We start from the raw sequence: 23,950 nt of genomic DNA, 5'->3' as shown, positions 1-23,950 counted from the left end.
TTAGAGTTTGCCAAGCTTGATTTGATCGACTGCGTAGGCGCAGGCGCGGGCCGTGATGGCCATGAAAGTCAGGGACGGGTTTTGCCAGGCGCCGGAACACATGCTGGCGCCGTCGGTCACGAACAGATTGGGCACGTCGTGCGACTGGTTATAGCCGTTCAACATCGACGTCTTGGCGTCGCGTCCCATGCGCGCCGTGCCCATCTCGTGGATGGACAGGCCCGGCGCCCATTCGTCCACACCCTTGTTGGATTTCTGGACATCCTTGACGCCCAGCGACTCCAGGATGTTGGCGGCGGTATCGGCCATGTCCTCGCGCATCTTGATGTCGTTGGCCGAGTAGGTGCAGTCGATGTGCAACTGCGGCATGCCCCATTTGTCTTTCTTGGTCGGATGCAGGCTGACCATGTTTTCAAAGCGAGGCAACATCTCGCCCTGGCCGAACAGGCTGAAGTGCCAGTCGCCGGGCTTGCGCAGCATGGCCTTGTAGTCCTTGCCGAAACCGGGCTTGTAGCCACGTTGCCACCCTTCACGCGCGGCACCGCCCGACAGCGCATAGCCGCGCAGAAAATCGGGATGCTGGTCCTGCACATTGCGGAAGCGCGGAATATAGGGCGCGGTCGGACGGCGGCCGGCGTAGTAGTCGTTTTCGTAGCCCTCGATGCGGCCGGATGCGCCGGCGCCGAACAGATGGTCCATCAGGTAGTGGCCCAGCACGCCGGAGGAATTGCCGAGGCCGGTCGGGAAGGCGTCGGATGTCGAGTTCAGCAAGACCTGCGTGCTGCCCAGCGTCGAGGCGCACAGGAACACCACCTTGGCGTGGAACTCGCGCACCTCCATGGTTTCAGCATCGATCACGCGCACGCCGGTGGCGCGGTTGGTCTTGGCGTCGTACAGCACGCTATGGACGATGGCGTTGGTGGCGATGCTCAGGCGGCCAGTGGCGGCGGCAGCCGGCAGGGTCGAACTCTGGGTCGAGAAATACGCGCCGAAGGAGCAGCCGCGTGCGCACATGCTGCGCGCCTGGCAGCTGCCGCGTCCCATTTCCAGCTGCTTGTCGGTCGGCTGGGTCAGGTGCGCGCAGCGGCCCATGATCATGCGGGCCGGCGCGAAGGCGGCGTCAAACTTCTTCTTCAGCGCGGCCTCGACTGTATTGAATTCGAAGGCCGGCAGGAATTCGCTGTCCGGCAGCACCGACATGTTTTCGCGCGCGCCGCTGATGCCGACATGACGTTCGACATGGCTATACCACGGTGCCAGGTCGGCATAGCGGATCGGCCAGTCGGTGCCGTGGCCATCCTTGGCGTTGGCGCCGAAGTCGAGGTCGCTCCAGCGGTAGGACTGGCGCGCCCACATCAGCGACTTGCCGCCCAGCTGGTTGCCGCGTATCCAGCTGAACGGACGGCCTTCCGGCGTACTGTACGGCATGTTGCGGTCGTTGTTGAAGAAGTGCTTGGTGTGGTCGTCGAAGGCGTAGCATTTGCGCTGTTCGAAGAACTGCTCCTGCGCCAGTTTTTCCTCGACCTGGCCACGGTTCGGCAGCTTCCACTCGTCGACGCCTTCGCCGATATAGTCGCTGCGGTGCTCGACCGGACGGCCGCGCTCGACCATCAGCGTGCGCAGGCCGCGCTCGCACAGTTCCTTGGCGGCCCAGCCGCCGGTGATGCCCGAGCCGACCACGATGGCGTCGAATGTTTCGGCGCTTTGCTTGATGTAGAAAGATGGGCCCATGTCAGATGGCCCAGGTGCGAGTGGTCTTGCGGACCGGGACATTGCCCTTGAAACCGCCGGGCACCGGCAGATAGGCCAGCTCGCGGGTCGAACCGGCTTCCGAGGTGTAGTAGGCAAACAGCGTGTATGACTTCAATCGGCGGAAGAAATGCTGGTCCGGCACGGTGAACGGCGCCTTGCCGTCGTCCAGCGCGTGCAGCAGCGCCACCCGGCGCGTGGACGGCAGTGCGCCGAAACGCTTACCGGTTTCGGCCTGCGCAACCGCGTCGATGCGCGCCAGCCCGGCGACGAATCCCTGCTGCTCGGCAAGCGAGGCGCACGCTTGCAGCATGTGGTCGATGGTGCGGTGCGCGCCGACCGCCAATGCGCCCGGCGTGTCGGTCGCAGGAATGATGTGCTCGGCCAGCATGCCGGTCAGCGCCAGCGCGTCGGCCGACAGCAAGCCAGTTGCGGCCGGCGTCTTGCCGCCCGCCGCCAGCGCCGCCAGGGCGTCGCCGGACCATGCCAGGCCACACAGGCCGGCTAGTTTGATGAGAGCGGATCTGCGTCCGTCGATCTCTCGTTCAGTGTGCAACATGTCTCCTCCAGGATTGCTAGTTCAACTGCTCCTTCGGACCGTCCCTGCCCGCCCGCTGGCAAGCAAAGACAGCTGATACTGTTTGGGCGTGATGCCAACCACGCTGCGGAAAATCTTGGTGAAATAACTCTGCCCGCCGAAGCCGGTCTCGACCGCCACGCGTGCGATGCTGTGCGATTGCGGCAGCAGGCGGCAGGCTTCGTGGATCTTCATGCGCAGGATGTATTGCTTGGGCGTCAGCGAGAAATGCTGCTTGAACTTGCGTTCGAAGGTCGACAGCGACATGCACGACAGGCTGGCCAGGTGCTCGATGCCGATGTCCTCGGTCAGGTGCGCTTGCAGGTATTCGATACAGCTCTTGAACACGTGGAATGGCGCGATGGTTTCCTGCGAGCGCTGGGCGTCGCGGCTGAAGCCCTCCACGCCGACGATCTCGCCATAGCGGTCGCGCAGCGGCGCCTTGGTGGTGAACAGCCAGCTCAGCGCGCCGTTGTTGCCATCGAGGACTTCCAGCTTGTTTTTGACGGGCGCGCCGCTTTCCATCACCTGCAAATCATCGGCGCGAATGCGGTCGGCGATATCGTGGCGAAAGAAATCATGGTCGGACTTGCCGATGATGTCCTTGACGCTGGAAAGGGAATGTTGTTCCTGCAGCAGCCGGTTGCCCCAGACGAACTGGCCGGCGCGGTTCTTGGCGAAATAGTAGGTGTCCTGCAAATCATCGAACAGGACGCTTGGCGTGGAGATGCCATTGCGGGTGAAAAACTCGGCGCACTCGGAAGCGGAAACCAGCTGCTCCGCGCCGTTTGGGGCGCGGTTTTTTTGGTGGTTTTCCACTTTGGGATCGGCGGTCGCAACCACCATTCCCATCCTGATCATCCTCGTGCTCATCGCTATCCGCCATTCGCTAGTATGGAAAGGATGGTAGCATCGACAACACTGCCGAAGTATTAAAAAATCGGAAAAATTTATAACAAAATCGGCAAGCGGACCAAGTGCTTTGCGGCGAACGTATTAAAACAAAAAACCGCTGCCCCGAGCGGGAACAGCGGTTTTTGTTATGCCCATCCATCATACTGGACAGTGTTCTGGCGGAGACGGTGGGATTCGAACCCACGATACAGGTATAAGCCGTATGCATCCTTAGCAGGGATGTGCCTTCGGCCACTCGGCCACGTCTCCATGTCTACTCTGCAATGTTGCTGTGGAGTTGACGAGCGTTATAGTATAGATTGAGATTCGTTTGGTCAAGGGAGCCGATTCGAAGAGGCCTTGCGCTGCAAGCGCGAGGCCTTCGAATCCCACCGTTCCGTCCAGACAAACAAAAAAGCCTCCCGCAGGGGAGGCTTTTTTGTTTGTTCTGGCGGAGACGGTGGGATTCGAACCCACGATACAGGTATAAGCCGTATGCATCCTTAGCAGGGATGTGCCTTCGGCCACTCGGCCACGTCTCCTAGTCGATCACTCAACTATGTCTTTTCCAGCAAACTGCGCTGCAGCAGACGACCGTCATAGTATAGACCACGACCATTTTGGTCAAGGCAACTTGACGGTTTTTTGAAAAATTTATGCCTTTTCCAATTCGAACGCTTTGTGCAGCGCGCGCACGGCCAGTTCCATGTATTTTTCGTCGATCAGCACCGAGATCTTGATCTCCGAGGTCGAGATCATCATGATGTTGATGCCCTCTTCCGACAGGGTGCGGAACATCTGCGAGGCCACGCCCACGTGCGAACGCATGCCCACGCCCACCACCGAGATCTTCGACACTTTGGCGTCGCCGGTCACGCTGGCCGCGCCCAGGTCTTCCTTGGTGCCGTTCAGCACGTCCACGGCGCGCTGGTAGTCGTTGCGCGAGACGGTGAAGGTGAAGTCGGTTTTGCCGTCGACCGACTGGTTCTGGATGATCATGTCGACTTCGATGTTGGCATCGGCCACCGGGCCCAGGATGTGGTAGGCCACGCCCGGACGGTCTGGCACGCCCAGCACGGTGATTTTGGCTTCATCGCGGTTGAACGCGATACCGGAGATGACTGCTTGTTCCATGTGTGTGTCTTCCTCAAACGAAATCAGGGTGCCGGAGTTGGCTTCTTCTTCGATGTCCAGCATCGGGTCGGTCAGCGACGACAGTACGCGGGTCGGCACGCGGTAGTTGCCGGCGAATTCCACCGAACGCGTCTGCAGCACTTTCGAGCCCAGCGACGCCAGTTCCAGCATTTCTTCAAACGTGATCGCCTTCAGGCGGCGCGCTTCCGATACCACGCGCGGATCGGTCGTATACACGCCGTCAACGTCGGTGAAGATCAGGCATTCGTCGGCCTTCATCGCGGCGGCGATCGCCACGGCCGAGGTGTCCGAACCGCCACGGCCCAGGGTGGTGATGTTGCCGATATCGTCCACACCCTGGAAACCGGTGATGATAACGATCTTGCCGTCGTCCAGGTCGCGGTTGACCTTGTCGTTGTCGATCGACTGGATACGGGCTTTGGTGTAAGCGGAATCGGTTTTAATCGCGACTTGCCAGCCGGCGTAGGAGACAGCCTTCTTGCCAATTGCTTGCAGCGCCATCGACAGCAGGCCGACCGACACTTGCTCGCCGGTCGAGGCGATCATGTCCAGCTCGCGCGGATCCGGCTGCGCTTGCACTTCCTTGGCGAGGCCGATCAGGCGGTTGGTTTCGCCCGACATTGCCGATGGCACGACGACGATGCGGTGCCCGGCGTCATGCCATTTGGCGACGCGCCGCGCGACGTTCTTGATACGATCCGTCGAACCCATCGACGTACCGCCATATTTGTGCACGATTAAAGCCATAACAGAGAGTTTTCCGCTCAAATAAAGGTAAATGGAACCCTAAACTCTACCTGCCGTAGTGCAAAATAACAAGTCATAAAACTCATAATCTCATACTCAATAGGCATATCTACATACAAAATTCGGCAGATAGGGGGCAATGTCTATACAGCTTGCCAACGCAGGCGCAAGCGTCCGGCGCCCTCGTCCACATGATGGCAGTCCATGCCGATGCCGGCGGCGAACAGCAATTCCTTGCCGCTTTTGACCACCGGCAGGCGGCCACGCTCCCAGGCCGGGATGTTCAGCGACTGGTAGTGGTATTTCACCGGCCGCGTCGGACGGTTGGCCGCCAGCTTGAGTTTTTCGCCGCCGCGGCGGAATTCGATCAGCAGTTTCTGGCTGCGCAGCCAGTCGGCGTCAAAGCCCTCTTCCGCCGGCTCGATATACAGCACGCCGCCGTAGGCCGGGAAGGCCAGCTCGGCTTCGCCGTTCCAGCGGAATTCCGTGCCCGGCTTGTCGTCGAACTGGTCTTCGCGCGTGCCTTCCAGATCGTCCAGCTTGGGCGTCAGGTGCAGGCGGTCGCGGTAGCGGCGCACGTGGCAGTCCGGGTGCGTCACCAGCAGTTGGGCGTCGTGCTTGGCTTCCAGCAGCTGGGTCAGCATTTCGGCCAGCCAGGCGGTACTTGGCATGTTGTAGCCGCGCGTGGCGAACCAATGGCGCAGCAGGTTGTAGCTGCGGTCCTGGCTCAGGCTGCGCAGCTTGGCGATGTCGATGTGCTCGCCGTCCAGCGCGGCGGCCAGGTCCTGCTCGGCCAGTTCGGTCAGCAGGCGGGTGGCCGATTGCGCGTGCTGGGCGCTGCGGGCGAAGCGTTCCTGGAAGCCTGGGAAATGCTGCTCCAGCGCCGGCATCACGGTGTGGCGCAGCGCGTTGCGGGCGTAGCGCGGGTCGTCGTTGGATTCGTCGTGGATGTGGCTGATGCCGTGCTGCTGCACGTACGCTTCCAGCTGCTTGCGCGAGGCCGGCAGCAGCGGGCGGACCATGACCAGCGTGGCGTTGTTGAGCAGGCTGGGCGCGGCGTTGGCGGCGTCCATGCCGGACAGGCCGGCGGGGCCGGAGCCGCGCAGCAGTTGCAGCAGCACGGTTTCGGCCTGGTCGTCCTGGTGGTGGGCGGTGAGTAGCAGCGGCACGCCGTGTTCAGCGCACAGTGCGCCCAGCGCGGCGTAGCGGGCTTTGCGGGCGGCGGCTTCGGTGCCGGTTTTGTTTTGGTCTTGCAGCTGGATGCGGCGCGCTTCGAAGGTCACGCCCAGGGAGGCGCAGGCTTGCTCGCAGTGGGCCAGCCAGGCGTCAGCGTTCGGACTGAGGCCGTGGTGCACGTGGAAAGCGTATAAGACCACGCCGTTGGCCTGGGCGTAGGCGTGGGCCAGGTGCAGCAGGGCCGACGAGTCCAGGCCGCCGCTGAGGGCGACGGCGATGCGCGCGGCGCTCGCGCCCTCGCCTGCGCCTGCGCCGGCTTGCGCGCGGGCGGCGGTGACCGCTTGTTCAAAGGTGGACGTGAGGGTGGGCTTTTGCTGCTTCAATCGTGACTCCAAATGCAAACCGGGAGCAGCGCGTGCGCGGCCCCCGGTTGATGTGTATGGGCTCCCGCGTGCGCGACGGTCCGCCGATGCGGAGCGACGGCCTAAGCCGTCCTCCCGCATCGGCGGACCGCCGCGCACGCGGGGATCCAATTTACTCTTGCGGCGTGGTTTCCTTGAACTTACCGTAGCTCATCAGCTTTTCGTGACGGGCTTCCAGCAGGTCCTTGGTTTTCATGCCGTGGAACTGGCGCAGCGAGTCGGCCAGCGCGCGTTTCAGCAGCGTTGCCATCTGCTTCGGATCGCGGTGCGCGCCGCCCAGCGGTTCGCTGACGATCTTGTCGATCAGGCCGATGGCCTTCAGGCGGTGCGCGGTCAGGCCCAGCGCTTCGGCCGCATCGGCCGCGCGTTCCGAGGTCTTCCACAGGATCGAGGCGCAGCCTTCCGGCGAGATCACCGAGTAGGTCGCGTATTGCAGCATGATGACCTGGTCGGCCACGGCGATCGCCAGCGCGCCGCCGGAGCCGCCTTCGCCGATGATGGTGGCGATCAGCGGCACTTTCAGTTCCGCCATCACATACAGGTTGTGGCCGATCGCTTCCGACTGGCCGCGCTCTTCCGCGTCGATGCCCGGGAAGGCGCCCGGCGTGTCGACGAAGGTGAACACTGGAATGCCGAATTTCTCAGCCAGCTTCATCAGGCGCATGGCCTTACGGTAGCCTTCCGGCTTCGGCATGCCGAAGTTGCGCAGCGCGCGTTCTTTGGTGTCGCGGCCCTTCTGGTGGCCGATGACCATGCAGGACTGGCCGTTGAAGCGCGCCAGGCCGCCCACCACCGACAGATCGTCCGCATAGGTGCGGTCGCCGTGCAGTTCGTGGAAGTCGGTGAAGATTTCGTTGACGTAGTCCATGGTGTATGGACGTTGCGGGTGACGCGCGATCTGCGAGACCTGCCATGGCGTCAGCTTGGCGTAGATGTCTTTGGTCAGCTGCTGGCTTTTCTTCGCCAGGCGGTCGATCTCCTCAGAGATGTCGACAGCGGAATCATCTTGGACGAAGCGTAGTTCTTCGATTTTGCCGTCGAGTTCAGCAATAGGTTGCTCAAAATTGAGGAAAGTCGTTTTGGTCATTGTACCTCCGTGTTTATTCTCAGCTGTGGCTCAGGTGCCGGCTCGTGACGGGCACAAAAAGGCCTCGCACAGCGATTAGAGTATCTATTCTACAGCAACCGGATCGAGATTACGCCATAAATACCAGGTCGCTACCGTGCGGTAAGGTTCCCAGTTGGCCGAAACCTCGCGCGCATCGCTGCGCGACACCGGCTCGCCCGAGAAGTAATTCTGGCTGATGCCCTGGATCAGACCGGGGTCGTCCAGCGGCAGCACGTTCGGGCGCAGCAGGTTGAAGATCAGGAACATTTCAGCCGTCCAGCGGCCAATGCCGCGAATCTGCACCAGCTCGGCGATCACGGCTTCGTCGTCCATCTGGTCCCATTGGGCCGTGTGGACGCGCTTGTTCTTGAAGTGGTCGGCCAGGTCGAGGATGTACTCGGTCTTGCGCTTGGACAGGCCGCAGGCCGACAGCTCCTCGGCGCCGGCCTTGATGATCTGGCTCGGCGTGCATTTCGGGCTGATGACCAGCAGCTTTTTCCAGGCGGCGTCGGCCACCTTGGACGTGACCTGCTGGCCGACGATGGAACGCGCCAGGGTGGTGAACGGGTCGTGGTGGCCGACCAGGTGCAGGTCGCCGAACTGCGGAATCAGCTTGTTCATGATGCGGTCACGCTTCATGAGCTCGATCTTGGCCTGTTCCCAGTACGGCGGCACGGCCGATACCGGGCTGCCTGCGCCCTCGTTGTCCTTGGCGGTGACCATAGTTATGCGCGGCGCCAGTTGGTGGTGCCGTCAGGCTTGTCTTCGAGGATCACGCCGGCCGCCAGCAGTTCCGCGCGGATCTTGTCCGATTCGGCGAAGTTGCGGGCTTTCTTGGCTTCCGCGCGGCGCGCGATGGCGTCCGCGATGCCGGCATCGTCGCCGCCCTCGCCGCCCACCGCCGCCTGCAGGAATTGCTGCGGCGTGCGTTCCAGCAGGCCGATCACGGCCGCCAGCGCTTTCAGCTGACGCGCCATTGCCGGCGATTTCGACTTGTTCAGCTCGGTCACCAGGTCGAACAGCGCGGCCACGGCCAGCGGCGTGTTGAAGTCGTCGTCCATCGCCTCGGCGAAGCGGGCCGCATGCGGCTCTTGCCAGTCGAGCGGCTGGCCGTCGCCTTCCACGCCGTCCAGCGCGGTGTACAGGCGGGTCAGTGCGCCACGGGCGTCGTCCAGGTGGGCGTCCGAATAGTTCAGCGGGCTGCGGTAGTGGGCGCGCAGGATGAAGAAGCGCACCACTTCGGCGTCGTACTTCTTCAGCACGTCGCGGATGGTGAAGAAGTTGCCCAGCGATTTGGACATCTTCTCGTTATCCACGCGCACGAAGCCGTTGTGCACCCAGTAGTTCACCATCTGGTGGCCAAACGCGCCTTCCGACTGCGCGATTTCGTTCTCGTGGTGCGGGAACTGCAAGTCCGCGCCGCCGCCGTGGATGTCGAAGTGTTCGCCGAGCAGCGCCGAGCACATGGCCGAGCACTCGATGTGCCAGCCCGGACGGCCCTTGCCCCACTTGGAATCCCACTTCACTTCTTCCGGCTCCGATTCTTTCGACGCCTTCCACAGCACGAAGTCCAGCGGGTCGCGCTTGCCGGTGTTGACGTCCACGCGCTCGCCGGCGCGCAGGTCGTCCAGCGACTTGCCCGACAGGCGGCCGTATTGCGGGAAATTGCGCACCGCGTAGTTGACGTCGCCGTCCTCGCCCTGATACGCCAGTTCCTTGGCTTCCAGCTGCTCGATCAGCGCCAGCATCTGCGGCACGTATTCGGTGGCGCGCGGCACCAGCGTCGGCGGCAGGATGCCCAGCGCCGTGGTGTCTTCGTCCATATACTTGGTGAAGCGGCCGGTCAGCTGCGAGATGGTCTCACCGTTTTCCACGGCGCGCTTGATGATCTTGTCGTCGATGTCGGTGATGTTGCGGGCATAGGTGACCTCGTAGCCGGAGGCCAGCAGCCAGCGGTACATGACGTCGAACGCCATCATCATGCGGGCGTGGCCGATGTGGCAGTAATCGTAAATGGTCATGCCGCACACATACATGCGGACTTTGCCCGGTTCGATCGGTACGAATGCCTGCTTGTCACGCGCCAGCGTGTTGTAAATCTTTAAATTGCTCATCGGACTCTTGCGTTTTGCTGGGTCCACAGACAATACGATGGCCTGGCGCGTCATGTGAACCTGCACGCACCCGTCGTCATCGTGAGCCTGGGGGAACCTTGGGAATGTTCTTGTTTCTACCTTCTAAGGGGTAGAATGGAATAAGTATAGCATTGATAAAAACAGCATAGGCCCCATCCTTAACGGGATTTTGCCTGTCTAACATTTACCAGAGGAAGCTCGATGTATCAAAAACTGATGACCGCCCTCGCCGGCCTGACCCTGTCCGCCGCCGCGCTGGCGGCGCCAACCGCCGCCGCACCGTCGGCCACCCCGCAGGTGGAACTGAAGACCACCATGGGCGACATCGTCCTGGAGTTGGACCGCGAAAAAGCGCCGAAATCGGTCGACAATTTCCTGGCCTACGTGAAATCGGGCTTTTACAAGAACACCATTTTCCACCGCGTGATCGACGGCTTCATGATCCAGGGTGGCGGCTACGATGAAAAACTCAAGGGCAAGCCGGTCAACAAGCCGGTGCCGATCGAGTCCAACAACGGCCTGAGCAATGTGAAGTATTCGCTGGCCATGGCGCGCATGGGCGATCCGAACTCGGCCACTTCGCAGTGGTTCATCAACGTCGAAGACAATGCCCCGCTCAATTACCCGGGCCCGGACGGCTCCGGCGGCTACACCGTGTTCGGCAAAGTCATCAAGGGTTTCGAGACCGTGGACAAGATCAAGGGCGTGCTGGTGGACGACAAAGGCATCTTCCAGAATATCCCGGTCATCCCCGTCACCGTCAAATCCGCGACGATTTTGAAGACACCGATCCAGCCAAAACAGTAAAATAGCGGCCTTGCTCCACTTTTTAACCATTCAGGATAACAAAATGACCAAAGTAATCATCAAGACCAACCTCGGCTCCATGACCGCAGAACTGGATGCAGAAAAAGCACCGAAATCGGTTGCCAACTTCCTGGCCTACATGGAAGCCGGCCACTACAACAACACCATTTTCCACCGCGTCATCGACGGTTTCATGATCCAGGGCGGCGGTTTCGAGCCAGGCATGAAGCAAAAGCCAGCCGACACCACCGTGGAAAACGAAGCCAAGAACGGCCTGAAAAACGAGCCATACACCCTGGCCATGGCCCGCACCTCGGCGCCGCACTCGGCATCGGCCCAGTTCTTCGTCAACGTGAAGAACAACTCCTTCCTGGACTACCCAGGCCAGGACGGCTGGGGCTACGCCGTGTTCGGCAAAGTGGTTGAAGGCACCGAAGTTGTGGATGCCATCAAGAAAGTCAAAACCACCCGCAGCGGCATGTTCGCCGACGTGCCGGCGGAAGACGTCATCATCGAAAGCGTCGTTCTGGCGTAATCTATGAGCGAAGTCTGCGCGCTGTTCATTTCTGACCTGCATCTGCAGCCGGCGTATCCTGCCACCAGCAAGGCGTTCTTCGACTTCCTGGAGCAGCATGCGCGGCACGCGCAGCAACTGTATCTGCTTGGCGACCTGTTCGAGTATTGGGCCGGCGACGACGACATCGCCGATCCCTTCCACCAACAGGTCGTGGCGGCGCTGCGCGCCGTCAGCGAAGCCGGGGTGGTGATCTACTGGATCGCCGGCAACCGCGACTTCCTGGTCGGCGCCCGCTTTGCCGAAATCACCAACGCCATCTTGCTGCCCGAAACCTGGGTGGCCGAGATCGGCGGACGCAAGGTCGTCGTGCTGCACGGCGACGCCCAATGCACGCAAGACACCAAGTACATGGAATTCCGCGCCATGGTGCGCCAACCGGCCTGGCAGGCGCAATTCACCGCCATGCCGCTGGCCCAGCGCAAGGCCATCATCGCCGGCCTGCGCGCCGACAGCCGCAAGGAACAAAGCGGCAAATCCTACGAGATCATGGACGTCACGCCCCAGGCGATCGCCGACGTGTTCGCCGAGACCGGCGCCGAAGTGATGATCCACGGCCACACGCACCGCCCTGCCCTGCACAAAATCGACGACAAACTCCGCTACGTGCTGCCGGACTGGGAGCTGGAGGCCACGCCGCCGCGCGGCGGCTGGATCGCCATCGACGATGATGGCGCGATCACGCGCCACGACCTCCACGGCGCGGTCATCACGTGACCCCGCGCACGCTGCTTGCCGGGCTGTGCGCTGGCGCCGCCCTGCTCGGTGGCGACGCAGCCATCGGCGCGCAGCCGCAAACACCGCCGCAACTGACCGTCGCCTGGCGCGACAAGCCGCCCTACCACTACATGGAAAACAGCATCCCCAAGGGCTTCCTGCTGGCGCCGGCGCGCACCGTGTTCGACAGCGCCGGCCTGAGTGTGCGCTTCGTCAACGAGCCGCAAAAACGCATCTGGGCCAATTTCCAGCACGGCGCCGACAATTACTGCTCCATCAGCTGGTATCGCCTGCCCGAGCGCGAAGCGGTGGCGCAATACAGCCAGCCCTTCCATGAAGACCTGCCGCACACCATCCTGATCGCCGCCGACATGGTCGAGCGCGTCAAGACGCACACCTCGCTGGCATCGCTGCTGGCCGATCCCGAACTGACGCTGGGCGTGATTGAAGGCGTGTCCTACGGCCCGGTGCTTGATCCCATGATCCGCGCCAGCAAGAATAAAATCATGAGCCGCACGGTGGAAACCACGCAAATGATGCGCATGCTGGGCGTGGGCCGCGCATCATATATGTTTGTCGACCGCGAGGACTGGGACTATTTCCGGCAGCAGAACCAGCCGGGACAGTCCATCGTGCGCCACGACCTGGCTGACATGCCGCCCGGCGTGCGGCGCCACATCGTCTGCAGCCGCGACGTGCCGCAAGAGACCATGAACAAGATCAACCAGGCCATCGCCGCCACCGGCGGCATGCGCAATCCGGGCTACAGCAAGCCGGCCAAATAACTCAGCGCAGCGAAATTCAGCGCAGTGAAGCCATCGCCGTGTTCAGGCGGCGCACCAGTTGCTGGTTCAGGTCGCGCGTGTGGCGCGCCCAGCGTTCCATGGTGCGCTGCAGTTCCGCGTGCAATTGACGGGCTCGGTCGGCATCGCCGACGCCGGCCGCCCAGATCGCAAACTCCGCCTGTACCGTAAAGCTGTTGTAGCGGCCCAGCGCGTGCTCGAACTCCGCGCGCGCCTCGTCCTGACGTCCGGCCGCCGCCAGCGCCTGCGCTAGCAGCAGCGACACTTGCTCGGCGCGGAACTTGTCGTCGCTGGCGCGGATGGTTTGCAGGTGGGCCACCGCTGCAGCTGCACGTCCGCAAGCGAGGGTGGCTTGCGCCGCGCCGAAGCGGATATCGAGGTCGCCGGAGAACGGGCCTTGCAGGCAGGCCTCGTAGGTGGCGGCCGCCTCCTCCGCGTCGCCGGCCGCAAGCAAGGCGGTGGCCAGGCGCATCTGGTTCTGGGCAGTGGGTGTGAAATCGTAGGCGTCGCGCGCTTCGCGCAGTTCGCGGCCCGGATCAAGGGTCTTGGCGGCCACGCTGACGGCCTTGCGGGCGCCATGCTGAATCTTTGAATTCGGCAGATAGATGGCAAAGAAGTAGACGATGCTGCCCAAGCCGGGGAACAGGAACAGAATAACCACCCAGTACAACTGCTGACCGCTGCGGATGGCGTGGATGGCGAAGAAAATCGCCACCAGTACGTGCAATCCGATCCCAAAAATTTCCATGACCTGCCTCTACAATCAAAATGAACCCAGATTGTAGAAGCTATGGCCGCGCATCACAAGGCGGCCACGGCCGCTGGCTGACGCAGGTACGCTGCGGCGTTGCGGGCCAAGCGGCCGATGAACACGCCGTTGAACAGGCCGTACAAGGCTGTCACACCCAACGAGAAGCCGGCGCCGTGCACGACTTCGGGATGCATGGCCGACAACACGCCGACGAAGTATTTGGTCACGAAGATGGCCATCATCAGCATCAGCGGCGCCCAGCTGCCGCGCTGGAAGATCGTGCCGTTGGCGCGGTTGACCACGATTTCGCTTTTGCTCAAGGCCAGAATCAGCGCCACGGCGACCGCCGCACCAGCGGCCCAGGCGGCCCACACGGCTTCGCCCAGCGCGCCATGGGTGTTGATGCTGGTCAGCGCCAGCACCAGCATCACGGCCGGAATCACCGCCATTTTTTGCAGCGAGACTTCGCGGTCCTGGCTGGCGAGGTAGCCGCGATACACCAGGAAGGCCAGCAAGGCCCAGACGTAGATAGGGGTGTGCGAGAGGATTTGACCGATCATGATGAGCTCCTTGAGGTGGCGTTATTAAGTTGCGATGTAGCCACTATGCCCGCCAAAGAGTCAGTCCGGATCGCCATGCGACGAAACGCGCCGGAGCGGCGCGAAATGCCGCCAAACGGCGCGAAAAGTTTATTGCGCCGGCTGCAGTTTCGCCACCAGCCCACCCGGACGGGTATCGATGCCGGTCAGCACGAACTGCACGCCGGCGTAACGCAGCTCCTCCGGGCGGAAGGTATGCACCGGCAAATCGCGGATCACCTTGTCGCTGAGCAGGTTGGCCACGCTGGCAAGCTGGTTCTGCTTGCCTTCGTCGATGTTGTCGAGAATGAAGCGGTCGACATGGGCGTCGGCGATGTAGACCGCGTTGTTCACGCTATCGATCCGCAGCCGGCCGGACACCAGCATGCTGCCGTGCCAGGACTGGCGCGCCAGCAGAGGTGTGACGGCCAGGTCGACCGCCAGCGACACACGGTCGCTTTCCGGCAGGATGGCAAGGCGCGGGTGGCTCAGCTCCACTTCGAACACGCCCAAGGCGCGTTGGTGCAGTGGGAACTTGCGGTCCAGGCTGGTCTGCAGCCGCTCCTGGGGCAACTCCACCTGGCGCGGCCCGATCAGCCCGGCGCAAGCGCTCAGCAGGCCGGCGATCAGCGCGGCAAACATCAGCGGCGCGGCGGATTTCAAGTAACGTTTAAGATTCATCGGAACATCCTTCAAACTAACGGAACACCGCATTATATGACTGCGACAAAAATAGGCTGCGCCGGTTGGACCATCAGCCGCGAGGCGGCGCAGCACTTCACCGGAGACGGCAGCCATCTGGAGCGCTACGCCGCCGTGTTCAAGGCGGTGGAAATCAATTCCTCGTTCTACCGTCCGCACCAACCCGAGACCTACGCGCGCTGGGCCGACAGCGTGCCGGACGACTTCCGTTTCGCGGTCAAGCTGCCGCGCAGCATCACGCACGACCAGCGCCTGCACGATGCCGAAAGCGCGCTGGACCAGTTCGCCGCTCAGGTCGGCGCGTTGGGGGAAAAGCTCGGCTGCGTGCTGATTCAGCTGCCGCCCAGCCTGAAGCTAGACCCGGATGTGGCGGAACGCGTGTTCCGCCAACTGCGCGAGCGCCACACTTGCATGCTGGCCTGCGAAGCGCGCAACGGCAGTTGGTTTGGCGAGGAAGCCACCGCCCTGCTTCAAGCCTGCGACGTCACGCGCGTGATCGCCGATCCGCCGGCCGGCGTGCCGGGGCCGTATGTGGCCACCACCGGCAGCGCCTACGTGCGCCTGCACGGCAGCCCGCGCATGTACTACTCGTCCTACGAAGAAACGTATCTGCGCGACGTGGCGGAATGGCTGGCGCCGCGCGGCGGCTGGTGCGTCTTCGACAACACAGCCTCCGGCGCGGCCATCATGAACGCGCTGACGCTGCGCCGCCTGCTCAATCAAGCCTAAGGACGCAGCGCGCGCTCCAGGTCGTCGAACTTAGCCGGTTTGACCAGGTGGAAATCGAAGCCGGCCTCGCGGCTGCGTTCACGGTCCTGGTCCGAGCCGTAGCCGGTGTGGGCGATCAGGCGGGTGGTGGCGAAGGCCGGCTCAGCGCGCAGCATGCGCGCCAGCGCGTAGCCGTCCGTGCCCGGCAGGCCCAAGTCCAGCACGATGGTGGCCGGCAACTGCGCGCGCGCCAGCTGCAAGGCATCCTCCGCGTTGTTGGCGGTGTACACCTCGTGGCCCATCAGCGACAGCAGTTCCGCCATCACGCTCACGGAATCGATATTGTCATCCACCAGCAGCAGGCGCTGGTGGGCCAGCGGCGGCGGCTCCTCCGCCACCGGCGGCACTACCGACGTTGGCTGCTGCAGCGGGAATTCAACCACGAAGGTGCTGCCCTTGCCGATGCCCTCGCTGGTCACTTCCACCGTGCCGCCGTGCATTTCCACCAGCCGCGACACCAGCGACAGGCCGATGCCCAGGCCGTCGTGCACGCGATCGCGGGTGGAAGCGCCCTGTGCGAACATGTCGAAGATGCGCGCCAGGTTGTACGAGGTGATGCCGATGCCGTCGTCGCTGACGGCGATGCGGATGCGGTTGGGTTGCGGCACCGTGACGGTGACGCCGATGCGGCCGCCGGGATCGGTGAACTTGGCGGCGTTGTGCAGCAGGTTGCCGATGATCTGCGACAGCCGCACCGGATCGCCGTGCAGCCACACCGGCGCCGGCGGCAAGTCCAGCACCAGCGTGTGGTGACGCGCTTCGATCAGCGCCTTGACCGTTTCCACGGCCGGCTCGACCACCGCGTGCAGTTCGATGTCCTGGCGGCGCAGCGTCAGCTTGCCCTGCGAAATGCGGGCCACGTCCAGCAGGTCGTCCACCAGGTGGGTCAGATGACCAACCTGGCGCAGGATCACGTCGCGCGCGCGCTGGTGCACCTCGGTCTGGGTCGGCGACACGCTGTTCATCAACGTGACGGCGCTGCGGATCGGGCTCAGCGGATTGCGCAGCTCGTGCGCCAGGGTCGCCAGGAAATCGTTCTTGTGCTCGTCCGCCGTGCGCAGCAGGCCCTCCATGCTCTTGCGCTCGCTGATATCGCTGGTGATGCGGGCGATGCGGTACGGCTGCTGCTGGTCGTCGCGCACCAGGAAGGCGCGGTCGCGCACCCAGCGCACGTCGTCGTCCTGACCGAGGCGGAATTCCTGGTCGTAGTGGCCACTGTGGAGGAATTCGCGCCAGTCGGCCTGCACCAGGACACGGTCCTCGGGGTGTACCGCGACCAGCCAGTCGTCCGGGCTTTGCTGCAGTTGCGCCAGCGGGCGGGCGAACAGCCGTTCGTACGCCGGGCTGGCGTACAGCAGCCGCTGGTCGGCGATGCCGAACATCCAGAACACGTCCTCGATGTTTTCGGCCAGTTGGCGGAAGCGCTCGTCGCTGTTGCGCAGTTCGGCCTGGGTGCGCTGCAGGCGCAGCAGCGCGTTGACGTTGGCGATCAGCTCGTCGGCTTCGATCGGCGCCGCCAGGTAGTTGTCGGCGCCGCCGTCGAGGCCGCGAATCTTGTCGTCGCGGCCGATCAGCGCGGCCGAGGTCTGCAGCACCAGCACGGTGGCGGTGGAGACGTCGCTCTTGATGCGGCGGCACACCTCGATACCGCTGATGTCGGGCAGCTTGACGTCCAGCAGCACCAGGGCTGGCCGGCGCTGTCGCGCCATCTCCAGGGCGTCGGTGCCGTTTTCCGCTTCGATCACCTGAAAGCCGGCGCTCTGCAGGATGCGGGTCTTGACGTAACGCGCACCGTCGTTATCGTCCACATTCAGGATCAGGATAGAGCTATTGTCCATGACGGTGTCCTTGTTCATGAGGAGACAGCTGGAAGCCGCAGGTAGAACGTCGACCCCTGCCCCTCGGCGCTGCTGACTTCAACCGTGCCGCCCAACAGCGTGGCCAGCTTGCGGCACAGCGGCAGGCCCAGCCCCGTGCCTTTGGCGCGGCGCTGCAACGGGTGTTCGATCTGGCTGAACTCCTCGAAAATCAATTGTTGATTGTCGGGACTGATGCCGATCCCGCTATCGGTGACGGTGAGGGTCACGGTGCCCTCGGACTCGTCCAGCAGCTCGACCACCACCTGTCCGTGCTCGGTGAACTTGAGCGCGTTGGAGATAAAGTTGCGCAACACCTGCGTGACCTTGCCTTCGTCCGAGACCAGCTCGGTCGCGCGCGGCTCGACAAACACCAGCTCCACCGTGGAGTGGCGCGTCAGCGGCCGCAGCATGCCTTTCAAGGCGCTGAACATTTCGCCGATATTGATCGGCGCCCGGTTCACCTCGACCTTGCCCGCTTCGATCTTGGCCAGGTCCAGCAGATCGTTGACCAGCTCCGACAAATCGCCGGCGGCGCTGGAAATGAACTGCACCTGGCGTTCCTGCTCCTCGGTCAGCGGGCCGTCCATACGGTCGAGCAGCAGCGTGGTCAGCGCGCGGATCGAACTGAGCGGCGTGCGCAGTTCGTGGCTGGTGTTGGACAGGAAGCGTGACTTCATTTCGTCGGCCTTGCGCAGGCGCTCGGCCTTTTCCTCGATTTCGGCGTACAGCGCCACCACGCCGCGGTTGGTGTCCTCCAGCTCACGCGTCAGCTCCAGCAGGTCGTCCTGGCGTTCGCGCAGCTCGGCCAGGGCCTGCGCCAGCTCGCGGTTCTGGCGCTCGATTTCGGAATACGTGCTCTGCACCGGCATGGCGGCCAGCTTGGCGCCGATCTGCGCCAGCTCGCGCGACTCCGGGTTCAGCTGCGCCGGCAGCGTCTTGTTCATCACCACGTTGAGCGACACCTCGGTGGCGCGAACGATGTGGCACTCGTCCATCAGGCGCTGCGCCGTCAGCAGCGCCACGTCCAGTTGCGGCGTGCCCTCGGCCACGTCGCCGGCGAGCGGGCGGCGGGCGGCGCCGTCGGCGCTGATGGTCACGCACAGCTGCTGCGGTTTTTCCAGCAAATTGACGGCGAAGGTGGCCCGCCCGCCGGTCAGCCGGCCGTAGGCGCAGCGCGCCACTTCCGACACGGCGGTGGCGATGCGCACTTGGTCCTGCACGCCGAAATTGAGCATGCCGGCGATCTGGCGCGCGCGCTGACGCACCGCCACCACATCGGGCGCGCTGTCGATGCCGACCTGGAGCAGGCGGGTCAAGCTCATTCCTCGCTCCCCGGCATGAGCGCCACCAGCACGCTGGCGTCGTCGCGGCCACGGCTGTGGTCGCGCAGCAGCACGGCCGCAATGATGGCCGGCGCGCGCGCCGCCAGGCCCGGATACTGGTTCAGGTCCCACTGGGTGGTGATGCCGTCACTGGCCAACAACACCAGGGCGCCGGCCGGACAAGGAAACTGCAGTTCCTGGATGGTGCGCATATTGTGGCCGACGATGCCGTTGTGCGACATCAACTGGCGCCGCACGCCATCGGTGTAAATACTGGCGCTGATATTGCCGACCCCGGCAAAACTGAGCTGCTGCGCCGCCGGATCGAGGCTGGCGACCGCCAGCGCCGCGCCGCGCGTCGGCCGCAGGGCCTCGTGGCAGCTGGCGGCCAGCGTCTGCGGCGCCTGGTGGGGCACATCGGACAGCGTCCGCAGCGCGGCGGCGGCGGCCTTGGCGGCCTCGGGTCCGTGGCCCAGGCCATCGACCATCATCAGCGTGGTGCGGTGGCCCGGATGCGCCACCGCCCAGGCGTCGCCGCTTTCGGTTTCGCCGGCCAGCGGCAGGCACACGCCGCCGTAATCGCGCACCTGGGCGCGGGTCGGCGCGTTGCGCCACAGCCGGGCAAACAACACCGTGCCCTTGCCGGGCGGCGCGTACAGGTCGAACTGGTCGGCCAGGCGGTGCATGGCGCCCAGCCCGGTGCCGGCGGTGCCGGCGCTGGAGACGCCGTCGATCATGGCCTGCTGCAGGTTGGCGATGCCGGGACCATCGTCGATGGCCAGCATTTCAATGCAGCGCTCGCCCGCGTGCCTGGCGATCGACAGCAGCAGCCGTCCCTCGCCCGCATGCTTGAGGATATTCGTGGCCGCTTCGGAGATGATGATGGCCAACTGGCCGCTGCGCGTCTCGCTCATCTCGAGCTCGGTCGCCAGCAGTTGCCCGCTGCGCCGCGCCGCGCCCACATCGCTGGCGTGGCTGATGCTGATCCATGCGGCCGGGTCCAGCGAACTACTTAAATTTTCCATTTGATGATCGCTACCGCAGTCCCCTCGCCGGGGCGAGAATCGATGTTAAATTCGTCGACCAGGCGCTTGGTGCCGCCCAGTCCCAATCCAAGGCCGCCGCCGCTGGTGTAGCCGTCGCGCAGCGCCAGATCGATGTCCTCGATGCCGGGTCCCATATCGGCGAACACCAGGCGCAGGCCGTGGCTCAGGCCGTCGCGCAAGCGCTCCAGCACCACCACGCCGCCGCCGCCGTACTTGATGGTGTTGCGCGCCAGCTCGCTGGCGGCCGTCACCAGCTTGGTCTGGTCGACCAGGCTCAGCTTCATGTCGAGAGCTTGTTCGCGCACCGACTTGCGCACCGCCACCACGTGTTCATCGGTCTCCAGCGGCAACACCTGGTGCAGCTGGGCCTTGTTCTCATAACTGGTCAGCAACGGCGAACGATAGCGGCTGACGTCCAAGGTCGCAGGGCTCATCACTCGTAGTTCTTCCCTAGCAGCTTCATGCCTTTCTCGACATTCAGCGCGGTTTTCACGCCGGGCAGGGTCAAGCCCAGCTCCACCAGCGTGATGGCCACGGCCGGCTGCATGCCGACCAGCACCGTCTGGGCGTCGAGCACGCGCGCCATGGCGGCGGTGTTGCTGATCATGCGGCCGATGAACGAGTCCACCAGATCCAGCGCGGAAATGTCGATCAGCACGCCCTTGGCGCGGTCGCGCACGATGCGCTCGGTCAAATCGTCCTGCAAGGTCATGGCCAGGCGGTCGTGCATGTCCACCTGGATGGTCACCAGCAGCAGGTCGCCGATGCGCAGAATAGGTATGCGTTCCATCGTTCGATTAACCCTTGCGGCTGATGGTGGCGCCCACGCGATCCAGCGCCACCACGAAGGCATCGGCCAGGGTGGCTTTGGTGACCACGTCTTCCAGGTTCACGCCGAGGTGGACGATGGTCTGGGCGATCTGCGGGCGGATGCCGCTGATGATGCAGTCGGCGCCCATCAGGCGGGCGGCGGCGATGGTCTTCATCAAGTGCTGGGCCACCAGGGTGTCGACGGTCGGCACGCCGGTGATGTCGATGATGGCGATGGCGGCGCCGGTCTCCACCACTTTCTCCAGCAGGCTTTCCATCACCACCTGGCTGCGCGCGCTGTCCAGGGTGCCGATCAACGGCAGCGCCAGGATGTCGTGCCACAGTTTCACGACCGGGGTCGACAGCTCCATCAACTCATGCTGTTGGCGCACGATGATCTGGTCGCGGCTCTTCTGGAACACCTCCACGGTGTACAGGCCCAGCTGGTCGAGCACGGTGCTGACCGCCCACGAGGCTTCCGCCAGCAGCGTCGGGTCCTGCTCCAGCTCGCCGCGCAGCATGCCGAACAGCGACTGCTTGAGGGCGAACACGAAGGTCGCCGTTTCATTCGGCGTCGAACCCTGCTTGGCGCGCTGGCTGGAAATTTCGTTGAGCAGGTTGCGGACTTCATCCCAGTTGCGGTGGTTGATGTCTTCGGTGCCGCCGGTGGCGATCGCGGCTGGCAGCAGCGCCAGGAACTGGCGGGTATGGCGTTGCACCGATGCTTCATCGCTGCGGAAAGTCTTGCTGGCCAGCTCCGCCGTCCAGGCGGACAACAGGCTCGCTTCGTGCTGGGTGATCAATGCGCTCAGGCGTTGTGCGACGATGTTATTACTCATTAAAGCCCCTAGAGTTTGGATGTTGGACGCGAATCTTGTGACAATCGGTTGACTATAGCATTCCGTCAATAGTTTGGGATTCAATTGTGCGCATCTAGCAAAATTACTTGATCTTTTGATTTGTAGTGTTATAGTTCACTACAACACCACTTCATCAACACACGTAAGGGGTAAATATGTATGTGGAATGACAACGCGCCGATCTATCGGCAGCTCAAGGACAAGGTCGTGGGAATGATGCTCGACGGCCTGCTCAAGCCGGGCGACGCCCTGCCCTCGGTGCGGCAGATCGCCGCCGATTATCAACTCAACCCGATCACGGTGTCGCGCGCCTACCAGGAACTGGTGGACGAGACCCTGGTCGAAAAACGGAGGGGACTAGGTATGTATGTGACAGATGGCGCCCGCGACAAATTGCTGGCCACCGAACGCGAACGCTTCCTGCGCGAAGACTGGCCGGCCCTGCTCGAACGCATCCGCCGCCTCGGCCTGGACCTCGAAACGCTGCTCAAGGCGGCGCCGGGAGGTGCGGCATGAGCGCCATCATCACCGCCGCCAACCTCACTAAGCGCTACGGCAAGCAAGCCGCGCTGGACGGCACCAGTTTTCAAGTCGAAGCAGGCCGCATCGTCGGCCTGATCGGCCCCAACGGCTCCGGCAAGACCACCACCCTCAAGGCCATCCTCGGCCTGACGCAGTTCGAGGGCGAGTTGTCGGTGCTGGGCATGGACCCGCGCACCGAGCGCGAAGCGCTGATGAACGATGTGTGCTTCATCGCCGACGTCGCGATTTTGCCGCGCTGGCTCAAGGTCAAGGACGCAATCGACTTCGTCGAAGGCGTGCACCCGCGTTTCGACCGCAGCAAGGCCGAGAAATACATCGCCAACACCAAGCTGACGCCGGACATGAAGGTCAAAGCCATGTCCAAGGGCATGGTGGTGCAGCTGCACCTGGCGCTGGTGATGGCGATCGACGCCAAGTTGCTGGTGCTGGACGAGCCGACCCTGGGCCTGGACATCCTGTACCGCAAGCAGTTCTACCAGAACCTGCTGGAAGACTACTTCGACGAGAACAAGACCATCCTTATCACCACGCACCAAATCGAAGAGGTCGAGCACATCCTCACCGACCTGATGTTCATCGAAAACGGCAAGATCTCGCTGGCCGCGACCATGGACGAAGTGGGCGAGCGCTTCACGGAAGTGATGGTCGAGCCGCAATTCGTCGCCGCCGCCAACGCCCTGCAGCCGCTGAGCCAGCGCACCGTGTTCGGCAAGGCCGTGATGTTGTTTGACGGCGTGGGCCGTCACCAGTTGTCGAACTTCGGCGAACTGCGCACGCCCAGCGTCGCGGACCTGTTTGTCGCCACCATGAAAGGGAGCTACGCATGAAAACCATGAAATGGCTGATCAAGCGCGAGATGTGGGAAAACAAAGGCATGCTGGTGTGGACGCCGGTGGTGATCGCGGTGGCGGTGGCGCTGCTGGCGATCAGCGGCCTGTTCTTCGGCAAGGTCCAGGGCATGGAAATGGAAGGCCAGACCATCGGCAGCATCACCATCGAAGGCGCGGTGCGCACGCGCATCGCCGACACGCTGGCGCAGGCCTACATCGGCGCCGGCATGCCGGTGCTCATGGTGCTCAGCCTGCTGGTATTCTTCTACTGCCTGGGCGCGCTGCACGACGAGCGCCGCGACCGCAGCCTGCTGTTCTGGAAATCGCTGCCGGTATCGGACTTCACCACGGTGATGTCCAAGCTGCTGCTGGCGGTGGTGGTGGCGCCGCTGATCACGATGGGCATCGCCATCGTGCTGGGGCTGGTGATCTTGCTGGCCACCTGCGTCATGCTGCTCACGCACGGCACCAACCTGTTCGGCGCGGTGTTCTCGTCGCCGGACCTGTACCTGACGCCGCTGCGCCTGGTGGGCCTGCTGCCGGTGTACATCCTGTGGGCCTTGCCGACGGTGGGCTGGCTGCTGATGGTATCGAGCATGGCGCGCTCCAAGGTATTCCTGTGGGCGGTCGGCACGCCGATCATCTTCTCGATGCTGATGCTGTGGGCCGAGAAGGCGCTGCAGTTCGGCATCGACACGGGCTGGTTCTTCAGCCACATCACCAACCGCATTTTGCTGGGCGTGGTGCCGGGCTCGTGGCTGGCGTTCAGCAAAGACACCATCGCCATCGCGCATGAAGAGCACAAGATAGCTTTACCGGACGCGATCTTCAACGCCTCATGGTCGACGCTGGGTGGGATGAGCGTGTGGATCGGCGCGGCAGCCGGCGTAGCGATGATCGCCACCGCCATCTACATGCGCCGCCGCCGCGAAGAGGTCTAAAAAAACCGGGGTCAGTTCCGACATTCGGACACGAGCACAGCCGTAGCGGCCGCTACGGCTGTGCTCGTGTCCGAAT

At 63.4% G+C, this 23,950-nt stretch carries 25 protein-coding genes and 2 tRNA genes; 8 read left to right on the top strand and 19 right to left on the bottom strand.

Going from position 1 to position 23,950, the window contains the following annotated elements; genetic code table 11:
- The 10 genes from ACXZ1M_RS24815 to cysS form a co-directional block, all read right to left on the bottom strand.
- Positions 1 to 1,731, bottom strand: a complete 1,731-nt coding sequence (locus ACXZ1M_RS24815; protein ID WP_459050260.1) for a GMC oxidoreductase — start codon at positions 1,729 to 1,731, stop codon at positions 1 to 3.
- A gap of 1 nt (position 1,732) precedes the next feature.
- Positions 1,733 to 2,308, bottom strand: coding sequence for a gluconate 2-dehydrogenase subunit 3 family protein (locus ACXZ1M_RS24810; RefSeq protein ID WP_459050259.1), 576 nt, complete (start codon positions 2,306 to 2,308; stop codon positions 1,733 to 1,735).
- Positions 2,309 to 2,329: 21 nt separating this feature from the next.
- Positions 2,330 to 3,187, bottom strand: a complete 858-nt coding sequence (locus ACXZ1M_RS24805; protein WP_459050258.1) for a PAS domain-containing protein — start codon at positions 3,185 to 3,187, stop codon at positions 2,330 to 2,332.
- Positions 3,188 to 3,397: 210 nt separating this feature from the next.
- A tRNA-Ser gene (locus ACXZ1M_RS24800) sits at positions 3,398 to 3,490 on the bottom strand.
- Positions 3,491 to 3,669: 179 nt separating this feature from the next.
- Positions 3,670 to 3,762, bottom strand: a tRNA-Ser gene (locus tag ACXZ1M_RS24795).
- A gap of 112 nt (positions 3,763 to 3,874) precedes the next feature.
- Positions 3,875 to 5,122 (bottom strand): aspartate kinase, encoded by a 1,248-nt coding sequence (locus tag ACXZ1M_RS24790; RefSeq protein ID WP_459050257.1) that lies wholly within the window; start codon positions 5,120 to 5,122, stop codon positions 3,875 to 3,877.
- 143 nt (positions 5,123 to 5,265) lie between these two features.
- The gene (gene tilS, locus ACXZ1M_RS24785) at positions 5,266 to 6,681 is read right to left on the bottom strand and encodes a tRNA lysidine(34) synthetase TilS (protein ID WP_459050256.1); all 1,416 of its coding nucleotides are present in this window, start codon (positions 6,679 to 6,681) and stop codon (positions 5,266 to 5,268) included.
- Positions 6,682 to 6,832: 151 nt separating this feature from the next.
- Positions 6,833 to 7,807 (bottom strand): acetyl-CoA carboxylase carboxyltransferase subunit alpha, encoded by a 975-nt coding sequence (locus tag ACXZ1M_RS24780; protein WP_459050255.1) that lies wholly within the window; start codon positions 7,805 to 7,807, stop codon positions 6,833 to 6,835.
- An 84-nt stretch (positions 7,808 to 7,891) separates the two neighbouring features.
- Positions 7,892 to 8,551, bottom strand: a complete 660-nt coding sequence (locus tag ACXZ1M_RS24775; protein ID WP_459050254.1) for a DNA-3-methyladenine glycosylase family protein — start codon at positions 8,549 to 8,551, stop codon at positions 7,892 to 7,894.
- 2 nt (positions 8,552 to 8,553) lie between these two features.
- Positions 8,554 to 9,942, bottom strand: a complete 1,389-nt coding sequence (cysS, locus tag ACXZ1M_RS24770) for a cysteine--tRNA ligase (protein WP_459050253.1) — start codon at positions 9,940 to 9,942, stop codon at positions 8,554 to 8,556.
- 222 nt (positions 9,943 to 10,164) lie between these two features.
- Here cysS and ACXZ1M_RS24765 point away from each other — a divergent pair, with 222 nt between their 5' ends.
- The 4 genes from ACXZ1M_RS24765 to ACXZ1M_RS24750 are packed head-to-tail and all read left to right on the top strand — an operon-like array spanning position 10,165 to position 12,846.
- The gene (locus ACXZ1M_RS24765; RefSeq protein WP_459050252.1) at positions 10,165 to 10,770 is read left to right on the top strand and encodes a peptidylprolyl isomerase; all 606 of its coding nucleotides are present in this window, start codon (positions 10,165 to 10,167) and stop codon (positions 10,768 to 10,770) included.
- 43 nt (positions 10,771 to 10,813) lie between these two features.
- Positions 10,814 to 11,305, top strand: a complete 492-nt coding sequence (locus ACXZ1M_RS24760; protein WP_459050251.1) for a peptidylprolyl isomerase — start codon at positions 10,814 to 10,816, stop codon at positions 11,303 to 11,305.
- 3 nt (positions 11,306 to 11,308) lie between these two features.
- The gene (locus ACXZ1M_RS24755) at positions 11,309 to 12,061 is read left to right on the top strand and encodes a UDP-2,3-diacylglucosamine diphosphatase (protein ID WP_459050250.1); all 753 of its coding nucleotides are present in this window, start codon (positions 11,309 to 11,311) and stop codon (positions 12,059 to 12,061) included.
- Entirely contained in the window at positions 12,058 to 12,846 is a 789-nt protein-coding gene (locus ACXZ1M_RS24750) for a substrate-binding periplasmic protein (protein WP_459050249.1), read from the top strand. Before ACXZ1M_RS24755 ends, ACXZ1M_RS24750 begins: the two co-directional genes overlap by 4 nt.
- A 16-nt stretch (positions 12,847 to 12,862) precedes the next feature.
- Here ACXZ1M_RS24750 and ACXZ1M_RS24745 read toward each other — a convergent pair whose 3' ends face one another.
- The 3 genes from ACXZ1M_RS24745 to ACXZ1M_RS24735 all read right to left on the bottom strand — a co-directional run bounded on the left by ACXZ1M_RS24745 (position 12,863) and on the right by ACXZ1M_RS24735 (position 14,874).
- Positions 12,863 to 13,612, bottom strand: coding sequence for a tetratricopeptide repeat protein (locus tag ACXZ1M_RS24745; protein ID WP_459050248.1), 750 nt, complete (start codon positions 13,610 to 13,612; stop codon positions 12,863 to 12,865).
- A 53-nt stretch (positions 13,613 to 13,665) separates the two neighbouring features.
- The gene (locus tag ACXZ1M_RS24740; RefSeq protein ID WP_459050247.1) at positions 13,666 to 14,175 is read right to left on the bottom strand and encodes a DUF6622 family protein; all 510 of its coding nucleotides are present in this window, start codon (positions 14,173 to 14,175) and stop codon (positions 13,666 to 13,668) included.
- Between the two features lie 129 nt (positions 14,176 to 14,304).
- A complete protein-coding gene (locus tag ACXZ1M_RS24735) occupies positions 14,305 to 14,874 on the bottom strand; it encodes a DUF1439 domain-containing protein (RefSeq protein ID WP_459050246.1) in 570 nt (189 codons plus the stop codon).
- Positions 14,875 to 14,910: 36 nt separating this feature from the next.
- Between ACXZ1M_RS24735 and ACXZ1M_RS24730 the strand changes: the two genes are divergently transcribed.
- Positions 14,911 to 15,624: a DUF72 domain-containing protein gene (locus ACXZ1M_RS24730; protein WP_459050245.1), complete on the top strand. Its 714-nt coding sequence runs from the start codon at positions 14,911 to 14,913 to the stop codon at positions 15,622 to 15,624.
- On the opposite strand, the gene ACXZ1M_RS24725 is transcribed toward ACXZ1M_RS24730, so the two are convergent.
- Genes ACXZ1M_RS24725 through ACXZ1M_RS24700 form a run of 6 tightly spaced genes read right to left on the bottom strand, consistent with a single transcriptional unit; the run spans position 15,621 to position 21,539 of the window.
- The gene (locus ACXZ1M_RS24725; protein WP_459050244.1) at positions 15,621 to 17,501 is read right to left on the bottom strand and encodes a hybrid sensor histidine kinase/response regulator; all 1,881 of its coding nucleotides are present in this window, start codon (positions 17,499 to 17,501) and stop codon (positions 15,621 to 15,623) included. The two genes, ACXZ1M_RS24730 and ACXZ1M_RS24725, sit on opposite strands and share 4 nt — an antisense overlap.
- A gap of 14 nt (positions 17,502 to 17,515) precedes the next feature.
- Positions 17,516 to 18,844: an ATP-binding protein gene (locus ACXZ1M_RS24720; protein ID WP_459050243.1), complete on the bottom strand. Its 1,329-nt coding sequence runs from the start codon at positions 18,842 to 18,844 to the stop codon at positions 17,516 to 17,518.
- On the bottom strand, positions 18,841 to 19,869 hold the full coding sequence (locus ACXZ1M_RS24715; RefSeq protein ID WP_459050242.1) for an ATP-binding SpoIIE family protein phosphatase: 1,029 nt from the start codon (positions 19,867 to 19,869) through the stop codon (positions 18,841 to 18,843). Before ACXZ1M_RS24715 ends, ACXZ1M_RS24720 begins: the two co-directional genes overlap by 4 nt.
- A complete protein-coding gene (locus ACXZ1M_RS24710) occupies positions 19,857 to 20,324 on the bottom strand; it encodes an anti-sigma regulatory factor (RefSeq protein ID WP_459050241.1) in 468 nt (155 codons plus the stop codon). Before ACXZ1M_RS24710 ends, ACXZ1M_RS24715 begins: the two co-directional genes overlap by 13 nt.
- Positions 20,324 to 20,680, bottom strand: a complete 357-nt coding sequence (locus ACXZ1M_RS24705; RefSeq protein ID WP_459050240.1) for an STAS domain-containing protein — start codon at positions 20,678 to 20,680, stop codon at positions 20,324 to 20,326. The genes ACXZ1M_RS24710 and ACXZ1M_RS24705 overlap by 1 nt, the downstream gene beginning before the upstream one ends.
- 7 nt (positions 20,681 to 20,687) lie before the next feature.
- Positions 20,688 to 21,539, bottom strand: a complete 852-nt coding sequence (locus tag ACXZ1M_RS24700; RefSeq protein WP_459050239.1) for an STAS domain-containing protein — start codon at positions 21,537 to 21,539, stop codon at positions 20,688 to 20,690.
- A gap of 180 nt (positions 21,540 to 21,719) precedes the next feature.
- Between ACXZ1M_RS24700 and ACXZ1M_RS24695 the strand changes: the two genes are divergently transcribed.
- From ACXZ1M_RS24695 to ACXZ1M_RS24685, 3 genes are read left to right on the top strand one after another with little or no spacing between them, the layout of a single operon-like run.
- Complete coding sequence (locus ACXZ1M_RS24695) at positions 21,720 to 22,076, top strand: GntR family transcriptional regulator (protein WP_176647201.1); 357 nt, start codon at positions 21,720 to 21,722, stop codon at positions 22,074 to 22,076.
- The gene (locus tag ACXZ1M_RS24690; RefSeq protein ID WP_459050238.1) at positions 22,073 to 22,930 is read left to right on the top strand and encodes an ABC transporter ATP-binding protein; all 858 of its coding nucleotides are present in this window, start codon (positions 22,073 to 22,075) and stop codon (positions 22,928 to 22,930) included. Before ACXZ1M_RS24695 ends, ACXZ1M_RS24690 begins: the two co-directional genes overlap by 4 nt.
- Positions 22,927 to 23,874, top strand: coding sequence for a hypothetical protein (locus tag ACXZ1M_RS24685; RefSeq protein ID WP_459050237.1), 948 nt, complete (start codon positions 22,927 to 22,929; stop codon positions 23,872 to 23,874). Before ACXZ1M_RS24690 ends, ACXZ1M_RS24685 begins: the two co-directional genes overlap by 4 nt.
- The last annotated feature ends 76 nt before the right edge of the window (positions 23,875 to 23,950 follow it).

This window comes from Duganella paludis, from assembly GCF_054461335.1.
This window is presented reverse-complemented; position numbering and strand designations above follow the sequence as displayed.